Source organism: Sphingobacterium sp. GVS05A (assembly GCF_019969845.1).
GTDB lineage: Bacteria > Bacteroidota > Bacteroidia > Sphingobacteriales > Sphingobacteriaceae > Sphingobacterium.
The window spans coordinates 584,651-597,358 of the sequence record NZ_JAHXYR010000003.1; the positions used below are offsets into that span (position 1 = coordinate 584,651).

The 12,708-nt window shown below is 40.3% G+C and carries 12 protein-coding genes; 7 read left to right on the forward strand and 5 right to left on the reverse strand.

All coding sequences use genetic code 11. The annotated features are described in order from the left end of the window. A complete protein-coding gene (gene rsmA, locus LC454_RS10030) occupies positions 1-780 on the reverse strand; it encodes a 16S rRNA (adenine(1518)-N(6)/adenine(1519)-N(6))-dimethyltransferase RsmA (RefSeq protein WP_120260139.1) in 780 nt (259 codons plus the stop codon). A gap of 166 nt (positions 781-946) precedes the next feature. On the opposite strand from rsmA, the gene pdxA reads away from it, so the two are divergent. The 4 genes from pdxA to miaA all read left to right on the forward strand — a co-directional run bounded on the left by pdxA (position 947) and on the right by miaA (position 5,283). Further along, on the forward strand, positions 947-2,002 hold the full coding sequence (gene pdxA / locus LC454_RS10035; protein WP_223581981.1) for a 4-hydroxythreonine-4-phosphate dehydrogenase PdxA: 1,056 nt from the start codon (positions 947-949) through the stop codon (positions 2,000-2,002). A gap of 238 nt (positions 2,003-2,240) precedes the next feature. Further along, positions 2,241-3,674 carry a CCA tRNA nucleotidyltransferase gene (locus LC454_RS10040; RefSeq protein ID WP_223581982.1) on the forward strand — a complete coding sequence of 478 codons (1,434 nt, stop codon included), beginning with the start codon at positions 2,241-2,243 and terminating at the stop codon, positions 3,672-3,674. A 46-nt stretch (positions 3,675-3,720) separates the two neighbouring features. Then, on the forward strand, positions 3,721-4,311 hold the full coding sequence (locus tag LC454_RS10045; RefSeq protein ID WP_120260136.1) for an IS1096 element passenger TnpR family protein: 591 nt from the start codon (positions 3,721-3,723) through the stop codon (positions 4,309-4,311). Between the two features lie 45 nt (positions 4,312-4,356). Continuing rightward, a complete protein-coding gene (miaA, locus tag LC454_RS10050) occupies positions 4,357-5,283 on the forward strand; it encodes a tRNA (adenosine(37)-N6)-dimethylallyltransferase MiaA (protein ID WP_223581984.1) in 927 nt (308 codons plus the stop codon). A gap of 140 nt (positions 5,284-5,423) precedes the next feature. Here the strand turns inward: miaA and LC454_RS10055 are convergent, their stop codons facing one another. Continuing rightward, the gene (locus LC454_RS10055) at positions 5,424-6,494 is read right to left on the reverse strand and encodes a branched-chain amino acid aminotransferase (RefSeq protein ID WP_120260134.1); all 1,071 of its coding nucleotides are present in this window, start codon (positions 6,492-6,494) and stop codon (positions 5,424-5,426) included. A 318-nt stretch (positions 6,495-6,812) separates the two neighbouring features. Between LC454_RS10055 and LC454_RS10060 the strand changes: the two genes are divergently transcribed. Next, positions 6,813-6,971 (forward strand): hypothetical protein, encoded by a 159-nt coding sequence (locus LC454_RS10060; RefSeq protein WP_167457296.1) that lies wholly within the window; start codon positions 6,813-6,815, stop codon positions 6,969-6,971. A 66-nt stretch (positions 6,972-7,037) separates the two neighbouring features. On the opposite strand, the gene LC454_RS10065 is transcribed toward LC454_RS10060, so the two are convergent. The 3 genes from LC454_RS10065 to recJ form a co-directional block, all read right to left on the reverse strand. Beyond that, positions 7,038-8,552: a GH3 auxin-responsive promoter family protein gene (locus LC454_RS10065; protein WP_120260133.1), complete on the reverse strand. Its 1,515-nt coding sequence runs from the start codon at positions 8,550-8,552 to the stop codon at positions 7,038-7,040. Between the two features lie 19 nt (positions 8,553-8,571). Beyond that, a complete protein-coding gene (gene lptB / locus LC454_RS10070; RefSeq protein WP_120260132.1) occupies positions 8,572-9,306 on the reverse strand; it encodes an LPS export ABC transporter ATP-binding protein in 735 nt (244 codons plus the stop codon). Between the two features lie 152 nt (positions 9,307-9,458). After that, entirely contained in the window at positions 9,459-11,159 is a 1,701-nt protein-coding gene (gene recJ / locus LC454_RS10075) for a single-stranded-DNA-specific exonuclease RecJ (RefSeq protein ID WP_223581986.1), read from the reverse strand. A 114-nt stretch (positions 11,160-11,273) separates the two neighbouring features. Between recJ and LC454_RS10080 the strand changes: the two genes are divergently transcribed. Both LC454_RS10080 and LC454_RS10085 read left to right on the forward strand, forming a co-directional pair. Continuing rightward, entirely contained in the window at positions 11,274-12,053 is a 780-nt protein-coding gene (locus LC454_RS10080) for an MBL fold metallo-hydrolase (RefSeq protein ID WP_223581988.1), read from the forward strand. A gap of 174 nt (positions 12,054-12,227) precedes the next feature. Further along, complete coding sequence (locus tag LC454_RS10085) at positions 12,228-12,707, forward strand: cation:proton antiporter regulatory subunit (RefSeq protein ID WP_077438826.1); 480 nt, start codon at positions 12,228-12,230, stop codon at positions 12,705-12,707. Position 12,708: the final 1 nt, after the last annotated feature.

Genomic DNA, 12,708 nt, shown 5'->3' on the forward strand with positions numbered 1-12,708 from the left:
TCAAAGGCAATTCGCGATCTCGTTAGTCAAGCTGACAAAATCGTCTACAGTTAACCGTTCGGCCCGCAACTCATAAAGCGGATTATCTGACATTTTATCTTTCGGGACAACCCCTGAGAGGGAATTGCGTAAAGTTTTGCGACGTTGATTGAATCCTGCTTTGACGACACGCCAAAACAGCTTCTCATCACAGGCCAGTTGTTCGCGGTCATTGCGGGTCATACGGATGACACCCGACAGTACCTTAGGCGGCGGATTAAAAGCGCCAGCCTTTACGGTAAAGAGGTATTCTACTTTATAGTAAGCTTGTAAAAACACACTCAGAATTCCATATTCTTTACTGCCTGCTTTCGCTGTACAGCGCTCAGCGACTTCTTTTTGAAACATCCCTGTCATTTGAACAACACGTTGACGTTCGTCCAGAATTTTGAAGAGAATCTGAGAGGAAATATTATAAGGAAAGTTGCCGATGACAGCCATCTTTTCGCCAAAATATTGCGAAAAATCAAGGTTTAGAAAATCGCCATGGATTAATCTTTTCCCCAATTGTGGGTATTTATCATCCAAATAGGCAATCGATTCCTCATCAACATCGATCAGATAGGTCTCATATTCTTCTTTCTGTAATAGAAAGTCAGAGAGGACACCCATTCCCGGACCAACTTCGAGTACTTGGCTGAAACCCAATTTAGGATCCAATGCCTCTACAATACGTTGTGCGGCATTCTTATCGTTTAAGAAATGCTGTCCTAGATGTTTTTTTGCTCTAACTGTACTCATGATGCAAAATTAGAAATTAAAAAGCTTTATAAAGTAAAAAGTCAAAATTAAAAAGTAGAGACAGTTTGCAAGCCATTGGCTTCTCTGGCCAAAATCTCAATACGCATATCTAACTACTCAATACTAAAAAAAAATCCCTATTTTTGATTCAAAGCATTTAAAAAGGATGAGTGATAAACTAAAAATCGGAATTACCGTAGGGGATATTAATGGTATTGGACTTGAAGTAATTATCAAGTCACTGGTAGATCAACGTATGTGCGATTTTTTTACACCAATTGTTTATGGAAATACAAAAGTTGCCTCTTTTCATCGGAAAGCGGTAGGAATAAACGATTTTAGTTTTAATGTAATCAATGATGCTGAACAGGCCCATCCTAAAAGGGCGAATATGATCAATTGCTGGCAGGAAGATGTCAAGATCTCTTTGGGAGAGGAAAACGAAATTGGCGGAAAATATGCTTTTTTGTCTTTGGAAAGAGCGATTGAGGATTTGAAAGCTGGTAAAATCGATGCTTTAGTGACTGCGCCGATCAATAAGCATAATATTCAACAGGAGGGATTCCAATTTCCTGGTCATACCGAATATTTACAGGCTAAAGTTGAAGCTGATGATGTGTTGATGTTTATGGTCTGTGATGAACTACGCATTGGTGTAGTGACAGGACATATTCCACTACATGATGTGGCTGCGAATATCACCGAAGAAGCGATACTGAAAAAGTTGATCCTCATGAATGAGTCTTTGAAAAAGGATTTCTGGGTAGAAAAACCCAAAATAGCTGTTTTAGGACTTAACCCACATGCTGGAGATCACGGGATTATAGGTACGGAGGATGACCAGATTATTCGACCAACCGTAGAAAAAGCAAATGAACAAGGGATCTTTTGTTTTGGCCCTTATCCGGCGGATGGTTTTTTTGCAAAAGGAGCTTATGAAAAGTTTGATGCGGTTTTGGCTATGTACCACGATCAAGGGTTAATTCCATTTAAGCATATTGCGAAAGGTGCTGGTGTCAATTACACTGCAGGACTATCTATAGTACGTACTTCACCGGATCATGGTACAGGTTACGATATTGCTGGAAAAAACCTGGCTTCACCAAGCTCATTTGTGGAAGCAATTTTCACTGCAGTCCATATTGTAAAACGCAGAAGGGAACAGGCAGAATTGCTGAAAAATCCATTGGCATTCCGCAAATTGTCCAAAGATCGAGATTAGGGTTGTAATAGTTGATGATTTTTTGATCTATAAAGTTATATAAATCAAGTTAGGCAGATGACGAGAATCCTATCCTTCATTAAGGATCATAATGATTCTCCAGTGATAAGATAAAACAGAAATCGTATCGGCTTACAGCTTGTAAGATCAAAATCTCAATTCTTATATCTCCATACTTAATACTAAAAAAAAGTATTACTTTTGCAAACTGTTTGGTTTTTTACCTGCTGTTCTAACTATGTGCGATAATTTACAACATCCAATATTTTCTATCATCAAAGAGCTCGCCGAGCAGACAAATACGGAGTGTTATGTCATTGGGGGGTATGTGCGCGATTACATTATGAAGCGTCCATTCAAGAACGATGTGGATATTGTTGTAGTGGGAAGTGGTATTGAATTTGCAACTTTACTAGGTGAAAGGCTTCATACGAAAGTGGCGGTCTATAAGAATTTTGGAACTGCAATGCTCGTTTTTGAGGGTTTGAATGTAGAGTTTGTGGGTGCGCGGAGGGAATCTTACCGAGCGAACTCCCGGAAACCGATCGTAGAGGATGGCACATTGACCGATGATCAAAACCGTCGTGATTTTACCATCAATGCCATGGCCTTTTCGTTGAATAAAGCCGATTACGGTACTTTGGTAGACCCCTTCGATGGTGTAAAGGATCTCGAACACCGTATTATCCGGACACCCCTCGATCCAATTGAAACTTTCTCGGATGATCCCTTACGTATGATGCGTGCGATCCGTTTTGCAACCCAGCTAAATTTCAAGATTGACATTGACGCCATTACAGCAATTACTGATACAAAAGAACGTATTAAGATTATTTCAAAGGAACGGATTATCGATGAGATCAATAAGATCATTCTTTCACCTAAACCTTCAGTGGGTTTTAAATACCTTTTTGATACAGGTCTATTAGAATTGATTTTTCCGGCCATGTACAACCTGCATGGAGTTGATATTATTGATGGAAAAGGACATAAAGATAATTTCTACCACACATTGGAAGTATTGGATAATGTGTGTGAATTGTCAGATGATCTCTGGTTGCGCTGGGCTGCTATTATGCACGATATCGCCAAACCTGCGACAAAACGTTTTGATAAAAAATTAGGCTGGACATTTCATGGGCATGAAGACCGCGGTGCACGTATGGTACCGAAACTTTTTGCTGAACTAAAATTACCGTTACACGAAAAGATGAAATTTGTACAGAAACTTGTACAATTGCATCTTCGTCCGATTGTCCTTGCTCAGGATATTGTGACAGATTCTGCTGTCAGACGCTTATTATTTGAAGCAGGTGATGACATTGATGCACTAATGATGCTGTGCCACGCCGATGTGACAACGAAGAATGAGTTTAAAAAGAAAAAGTACCGCCAAAATTTTGAACTTGTCAAGCAGAAACTAAAGGATGTAGAGGAACGTGACAAGATCCGAAATTGGCAACCGCCGATCAGTGGTGAAGATATTATGATACTTTTCGGATTAACACCCGGACGTGCTGTTGGACAGTTAAAAAACTTGATCCGCGAGGCTATTTTGGAAGGCGAGATCCCAAATTCCCGGATTGAAGCTTATCAATATTTAGTGAAAAAAGCAGTAGGCATGGGCTTGGAGGTCAAACAAGAAATCCAGTTGGAAATTTCCAATTCTTAAAATATAGTATTAATTTTAAACTGCTAAAAAGAAGAATACATAGAAGATGGCAATTTATAGATTTAGAGTTACTTTTGAAGATTATGAAGATGTATATCGTGAAATTGATATGCCTTCGAAAAGTACATTTTTAGACATGCACGAGGAAATCCACAAAACGACAGGTTATGCGACGGATACTTCTTCCTCTTTTTACGTGAGCAATGATCAATGGAAAAAAGGGACGGAAATTGCGTTTAAACCGACCCAGCGAAAAAAAGATGCTGAAGTTTTGTTGATGGAGAATATTCGCCTGAGCAAGTTTATTGATGATCCTCACCAAAAGTTTTATTACGTCTATAATTTTGACCGCCCGTATGATTTTCAAGTGGAGCTGATCAAGATTTTGAAAGAGGAAGCGGGTAAAGACTATCCGGCCTTATTCAAGTCTGTAGGTCAAGTACCTAAAACAATGACTGCTGCTAACTTCCCGGTATCCGATGCTGTTGAGGAGGATGAATATGTTGAGGAGGATGATACACAATATGGTGTAGATGACGAGGATGAACTAGATGGCTTCGATAGCGAAGATGAAGACGAAGAGGGTGAAGGCGAGGAAGAGCGCGAGGGATCTAGCGGCTACGAAGACGAATATTAATTGAACATGCTTTCAATGCATATTTGAGCATTTGAAGCAAATATTATGGCAAAAAAGAAAACACTGATAGCCATTGTAGGTCCGACTGCTGTTGGAAAAACTGCAATGGCTATTTCATTAGCTCAATATTTTAAGACCGAAATTATTTCTGCCGATTCCCGACAGTTCTATCGCGAGATGACCATTGGAACAGCAAAGCCGGATTCAGAAGAACTGGCTAGTGCCCCGCACCATTTTATAAATTCACATTCCATTACCCAGGATTATTCCGCGGGCGATTTTGAACGGGAAGCCTTAGACAAGTTGGATGAACTATTCCGTCAACATGATGTGGCTGTTATGGTCGGAGGGTCTGGGCTATTTGTCCGTGCGCTCTGCGAAGGCTTGGATGATCTACCTAAAGCAGGAGATGAAGTACGCGAGAGACTCAACAATGAAATGGCACAATTGGGGCTTGAACAGATGAAGGAGCGATTAAAAACAATTGATCCAGCCTATTATCAAATCGCAGATATCGATAATCCACAGCGTGTCGTTCGTGCCTTGGAAGTATTTGAGGCAACAGGTAAACCCATGTCCTTTTATCACAAAAAAGACCTAAGTAAAAGACCATTTGATATCCTGACGATCGGATTGAATATGGAACGCTCGCGGTTGTACGAACGGATTAATCTTCGGGTGGAACGGATGATGGAAATGGGATTGTTGGAAGAAGTAAAGTCATTGGTTCCCTTTAGGAGTAAACCAGCCTTGTTGACGGTAGGCTACGCGGAATTGTTTGATTACCTCGATGGAAATATCTCTTTGGAAGAAGCTGTGGAGAGAATCCAGCAAAATTCAAGACGCTACGCAAAGCGGCAGATTACTTGGTTTAAAAAATATGGCAATACTTCGTGGTTTCAGCCTGATGAAACAGGGACGATTATTGATTTCATAAACGCGAAGCTACTTGACGGGGACGCAATGAGTTAAGCAGCATCTGATGCAATAAAAGCTTCATGCTCTCACGAGGACCTACAGCTATAAAAATTAACTGAAGATTCTTTGTGATCAATACAAATAAAAAAAGCAGTTGGCGATTACCAACTGCTTTTTCTATTGCAATTACCCGTTTATTTTACCAAGTAATTCCATCCAAATGGATCTGCTACTTTACCATAACGCAATTCATTCAGATAATGTAAAACTCTATTGGAGAACTCACGGCCCTCAACTGGAGGTAAATTGTAGTCTTGACCTTCAAAACCGATCCGGCTAATGTCGGTGATCGTTGCAGCTGTTCCTGCAGCAAATGCCTCAGTAACTGTACCTGCTTTAATACCATCGATAAGTTCCTGTACGGATACTTTCCGTTGTTCAGTTTTATACCCCCATTTCTCTGCCAATTCCATAATTGTACGACGGGTTACACCATGTAAGATCGTATCGCCATGTGGGGTGATAATGGTGTCACCAATACGGAAAATTAGGTTTGCAGTGCCTGCTTCTTCGATATATTTGTGTTCTGAAGCATCAGTCCACATAATTTGATCGTAGCCTTCATCGTTAGCCAATTGGGTCGGATAAAGCGACAACGCATAATTACCGGCATTTTTCGAGAATCCAACACCACCTTCAGCAGCACGTGTATAGTACGTTTCAACTTTTAAGCTAATCGGTTTACTATAGTAAGCACCAACTGGGCCTGTGATAATGATAAACTTGTATGATTTGGATGGATGTACGCCCAATGCGGCTTCAGTAGCGAACATAAATGGACGTATATACAAAGAAGAACCTTCTTTAGCAGGAACCCAATTGCGGTCAATATCCAATAGTTTGTTCAGACCATCCATAAAAATTTCCTCAGGAACCTCAGGCATCTGAAGGCGTGCTGCAGATTTGTTGAATCTTTCCCAGTTTCTGTCTGGACGAAAGATACTCACTGTACCATCTGCGAATTTATAGGCTTTAATACCTTCAAAGATTGCTTGACCATAATGTAAAGCTGACATAGAAGGACTGATACTGATATCTCCGTAAGGGACGATGCTGACATCTTTCCATTCACCATCATCATAGTCTGCGACCAGCATGTGGTCGGATAATATCTTTCCGAATTTTAGATTGTCGAAATCTACTTGCGAGAGTCTTGAATTTTGAGTTGGCTCTACGCGAATTGAATAGTTCTCTGTCGCGTTCATCTTATTTTTTATATTACTTAGGCTAAGTTAGGAAAAATTGAAATATAAATTGCACTTTGCTATGATAATTTCCCGTTCGGAAAAATGGCTTTTATTTCGGACAGTCATTCTCCGATTTACTACACTATACCTATGAAAATGAAAAATAAACCGATAAAATTTATAGGGGTAACCTGTTTTTAATTAATTGTATTAATTTTGTGTTAATTAATACGATTCCTGTATTTGTGGCATAAAGTTTGGAAATAAAGACTGCGACCATAGATGGGCATTGGGTCGCTTACGCTATAAAATCACTTATCATAAAATAAACTTAGTATGGAATTGACTCACCGTCTTAACAAAAGCAATGAAGTAACATCGGGTGAAACTCGCGAATTGTTACAGCGTGATGTTGAAATTCAAAAGAAAGGTATTTCTGTGAATTTTATCCTTGGTTTTTTTGTGTTTTTGTATAAAACTGCAATTAAACCCTAAAAAAACAGGATTAGCCAAGATTGTATCATAAAATCTTGGCTAATCTCCACAAGAATAGACGTACGGTCAATCTTGCAAAATCTTTAAAAGCGGGTCAAGATATTCTCTATTATTGCTCAATCGAGGGACTTTATTCTGTCCACCCAATTTACCTCTCGACTTCATCCACTTATAAAAAGTATCTGATGGTGCATTATGAACAATTGGCGGTCGAAGTGCCATGTTCTTGAATCGTTTTGCGTCGTAATCTGAATTGATTTCTCTCAACTTGGCATCCAATATTTCACAAAAACGTTTAAAATCGTTGGGTTGCTGGTCAAATTCAATGACCCATTCGTGTGCTCCCGCTTCGGCATCCCTAAAATATACGGGTCCTGCGGTATAATCTTTTATACGCGCATTTGTCAGCTTGCTTGCTTCAGCAAGTGCTTGCTCGGCATTGTCAACGATCACTTCTTCACCAAATGTATTGATATATTGTTTTGTACGTCCCGATATCTGAAAACGGTAGGGAGACAAAGACGTAAACTTGATTGTATCGCCTATTTTATAACGCCATAATCCGGCATTGGTGGAAATGATCAGTGCATAGTTCTTGCCGATTTCTACCTGATCCAAACGTAGCGTTGTCGGGTTTTCCTCATGCATACGTTCTGTGGGAAGGAATTCGTAATATATCCCATAATCCAGCATGAGCAAAAGATCTTCAGAGTCCGATTCATCCTGTAACCCAAAATACCCTTCTGAGGCATTGTAGTTTTCTAGATAGTACATCTTATCTGATGGAATCAGTTTGTGGAACTGCTCGCGGTAGGGCTTGAAGCTCACACCTCCATGACCATAAAATTCAAGGTTTGGCCATACTTCCAATAGGTTGTTTTTGCCTGTGATTTCCAATACACGTTTGGCCATCACAATATTCCAGGTTGGTACACCAGCCAGACTAGTGACATTTTCTTTGATGGTAATTTGCGCGATCTGCTCAATTTTCTCTTCAAAATTGGGGTTTAAAGTCACCTCCATGTTTGGGGTTCGTTTGAATTCCGCCCAAAATGGAAGATTGCGGATCAGGATGGAAGATAGATCTCCATAATAGGAATCTGGGCTGAAGTTGTTGATCTGGGATGAGCCACCGATGACAACAGACTTTCCGGTAAAAACACGGTTTTCAGGCCTATTGTGACAGTATATCGTCAACATGTCCTTTCCTCCCTGGAAGTGACATTCTTCTAAGGCCTCTTCGCTCACCGGTATAAATTTGCTGCGATCAGAGGTTGTTCCAGATGATTTTGCAAACCATTTGATATCCGAAGGCCACAGAATATTCTGCTCACCTTTGATCATCCGATCTACATAACCTTTGATATCGTCATAATCCTGTATAGGTACACGCTCTTTGAAGATTTCTGGGGTGAGTATGCTCGTGTAGTCGTATTTTTTTCCCCATTCCGTCGCTTCGGCAGTAGAAATTAAACTTTGGAACCATTCCTCTTGTACATCGTGGGGATATTTCATGAAAAGCTCGATTTGGTGAATCCTTTTTTTCATGAACCAAGTAAAAATGGAATTTAATAAGGCCATAGAGGGTATTGGTTATGCTTTAAAATTTTTTCCTTCTTAATTCAAAATGGCGACCAAGATAGAATTTTCGGGCTAGTTCATTATCCGCGATTTCTTCAGGTGTACCTGTAAGCATAATCTTTCCTTCGGTCAAAAGGTAGGCCCTATCCGTAATTGATAAAGTTTCCTGTACGTTGTGGTCGGTGATTAAGATGCCAATATTACGTGTTTTGAGTTTAGCAACAATCGTTTGGATTTCCTCTACGGCAATAGGGTCAACCCCTGCAAATGGCTCATCCAATAGGATAAACGATGGATTTGCTGCCAATGCTCGAGCGATTTCGGTACGTCGGCGCTCGCCCCCCGACAAAAGATCACCCCTGTTTTTACGGACACGATGTAGACTGAATTCGGATAGCAATTCTTCCAACTTGGCCATCCGTTCTTCTTTATTGGGGTAGTGGATCTCTAATACAGCGAGGATATTGTTTTCTACGGATAACTTGCGGAAAACAGAAGCTTCCTGTGCCAAATAACCTATTCCACGCTGCGCGCGTTGGTACATCGCATCTTGCGTGATCTCTTGATCATCTAAAAATACTTTTCCGTCATTGGGTTTGATCAGACCTACAATCATATAAAAAGAGGTCGTTTTACCAGCACCATTTGGCCCCAATAATCCGACAATTTCTCCTTGTTCTACATGAAAGGATACATTGTTGACAACAGTACGTTGTTTATATTTTTTTATGAGATGTTCTGCCTTTAAAATCATCTTCTTGATTTATCTTGTCACTATAAGTTTCTGCTCTACTTATTCCGCAAAATGCCAGATAATGCTGAATTTACCGTTGGAGCATTTGATTGCAAATCTATGGTAAATATATTTAATATCTTCTTAGTATTAAGTATTTAGATGCTAAAACGCTAATATCGAATTCCCTTGATGTTAAGCTGTAAGTTTCTCTTATTGCGCCATACATTCTCTTCAATGCTATAACAGATATCAAAACTCTGCCCTGAATTGATATGATCAATATGTTCTGCTAATCCGAAACCGATGCAATCAAAAGATGGCGAGTCTTCCTGGACAACTGTCATTTTTAAATGATTTGTACCTACAGGGAAAGCCGGCCCTACTGAACTCACTTTCTTAGTCAAGAAAATTGGTGACTCATTTTGTGGCCCAAAAGGTTCAAACTGTTGGAGTATGCGAAAAAATTTAGCGTCTATATCCTTCAGATGAAGTTTGGCATCGATCTGAATTTCTTGTGTCAGCATTTCAGGACTGATCCTACGAGCCACGACTTCTTCAAATCGATCTTGAAACAAGCTTACATTGTCCAGTGACATGGTCAGTCCAGCAGCATATTTGTGCCCTCCAAATTGCTCAAGTAAATCAGCACATTCGTTTAACGCTTCATATAGATCAAATCCGATTACTGATCGACAAGAGCCCGCGATATGGCCATTTGTTTCCGTTAATATAATAGTGGGACGGTAATATTTCTCAGTCAATCGCGAAGCGACAATACCGATAACACCTTTATGCCAGTCTGATTTGTATAATACGGTAGATTTTCGGCTCTTGAGAACTACATTTTCTTCGATGAGCGCCAGCGCCTCCTCTGTTATTTTAAGGTCAAAATCCTTGCGGACATTGTTTTGATCATCAATGCTCGAACTAAAGTCTTTCGCCTCCTGTAGGGATTTTGAAATTAATAATTTGACGGCATCTTTAGCGTGGTCAATGCGGCCGGCGGCATTGATGCGCGGACCAATCTGGAACACGATGTCATTGACCGTAAAAATCTTTGTTCTATTGTTGGATAGGTCAATCAATGCTTTTAATCCCACGCAGGGATTGGTGTTAAGCTTAATCAACCCAAAATGGCTTAAGATTCTATTCTCACCAGTGATTGGGACGATATCTGATGCTATACTCACTGCAACCAGATCTAAAAATTGATAACAGGCATTGATATCCATTCCGTTGGTCAGTATGAACGCCTGGATGATCTTGAAGCCGATACCGCAACCAGAAAGTTCCTTGTAGGGATAATCACAATCTACACGTTTTGGATCTAAAACAGCGAAAGCCTTTGGAAGTTCTTCACCTGGGAGATGGTGGTCGCCAATGATAAAGTCTATCCCCTTCGTGTTGGCATAGTCAATTTTATCAATGGCTTTTATCCCACAGTCTAATGCAATAATAAGAGAAAAGCCATTGGCTGCGGCATAATCAATGCCCTGCGTAGATATACCATAGCCTTCCGCATAACGGTCCGGAATATAAAACTCCAGTTGACTATGAAATTCTCTGAAGAAACTGTAGACTACAGCGACTGCTGTGGTGCCATCGACGTCGTAATCACCATAGATCAGGATCTTTTCTTTGTTGCCGATAGCCTGGATGATTCTAGATATGGCTTTTTCCATATCCTTCATCAAAAAAGGATCGTGCAAATCCGACAATTGTGGCCTAAAAAACTGTTTCGCTTCGTCAAAACTTCCAATTCCCCTGTTGACGAGCAATTCCGCTAACACAGCGTTGATATTTAATTCCTCGCGCAGTTTGTTGGTTATTTTGACATCAGTTTTAGATTTTAGTACCCACCTTTTTTGCATATCTTTGCACAATATTTTAAGTGTAAATATACGTTTTAAGGCTGGACTTACCTAATTCCTAAACCTGGTATTGACCGCCTGTCGCTTAACGTGCATATTCCCAATGTTTTAAATATGGTGCAGGCTTATTCTCTATATGAAGGTTCTTTTTCTGTCGATAAAAGTAGAAAATTCGTTCCCTTTGATCCATCTGTGGATGATCCGAAAGATCGTCCGAGATCCATGTTTATCCATGTCCATCCTTTTTTGATCAAAACAGAGTCAGGTCTTGTGATCTGTGATACCGGTTTGGGGCATACCGATGACAGTGGTGTGCTGAAGTTGCACAGCAATATCCGCAAATTGGGTTATGAGCCAGATGATGTGAAATACGTGTTAATGTCGCACCTGCATAAAGATCATGCCGGAGGTATGGTAAGTATGGAAAGTGGTTCCCCGCGTATTGCATTTCCCGAAGCTGAGTATATTGTGCAAAGAGGAGAATGGGAGGATGCTTATTCTGGGATTTCGAGCTCATATCGTACAGAAATTTTTGATGTTGTCCAACGAAGTGGAAACTTGGTATTGGTAGAAGGAGCGGGGCAGGTAAATGCTGAAATCAGTTATGCTCATAATGGCGGACATACACCACATCACCAGGCTTTTCATGTCCGTACAGGTGAAGTGCATTATTTTTTCGGGGGCGATGTATTACCTGAACCGGAAGAGATTTTTCATAATTATGTAGCTAAATATGATTTTGATGGTCGACGCTCGAAGGAGCTACGGCAAGCTTATTGGGGAGAAGGGGCTCCAGAAGGTTGGACCTTTTTATTCTATCACTCCAAGAGCATTACCATTGGTCGCAGTCAGCGACGTCCAGATGGAAGCTACAAGCTAATAGAGGTAAAGTAATTCGTCTAAAACTCGTTTTTCTGGTCTTTTTTTAGTATTTTGGGGTAATCTGCATGTTCACATCCTCTGCCGTCGCGCGAAGAGGATTCGTTTAAGATTGAATTTTTGGTTAAATTTGTTTTTGGTAAAACAGCGTTTTGCTGTTGTTATTGGTATTTATTTAAATAGAAGATTATGTCTATTGTAAGAGAGTCCGATCTGATAGGAATTGGAAAGAAATTTCAAATTGAAACCGATGCGGGTGACAATATGGTTGTTGTGATCCACGATGATGGTCGACGGGAACTGTATCGTTATGATGACGAAGAACATGAATCGCGTTGTGTGATGACACTTAATGATGATGAATCACGTCAGATAGCGGGTATTATAGGTGGTCTATCCTATAAGCCCAAGGCATTGGAAACAATTGAAGTAGCTTTGGACGACTTGCGTATCGAATGGTACAAGCTAGAGGGCAAATGGGAAGGAGCAGGAAAAACGATCGGTGAACTGGAGGTACGACAACGTACTGGAGCATCCATTATTGCTGGAATTAGAGACGACGAAACGGTCATCAACCCCGGACCATCTTATCTGATTACTCCAGGCACAACTTTGGTCATTGCCGGAAAGAAAAACAATATCAAACTTTTAAAGGAAATTTTACTGTAAT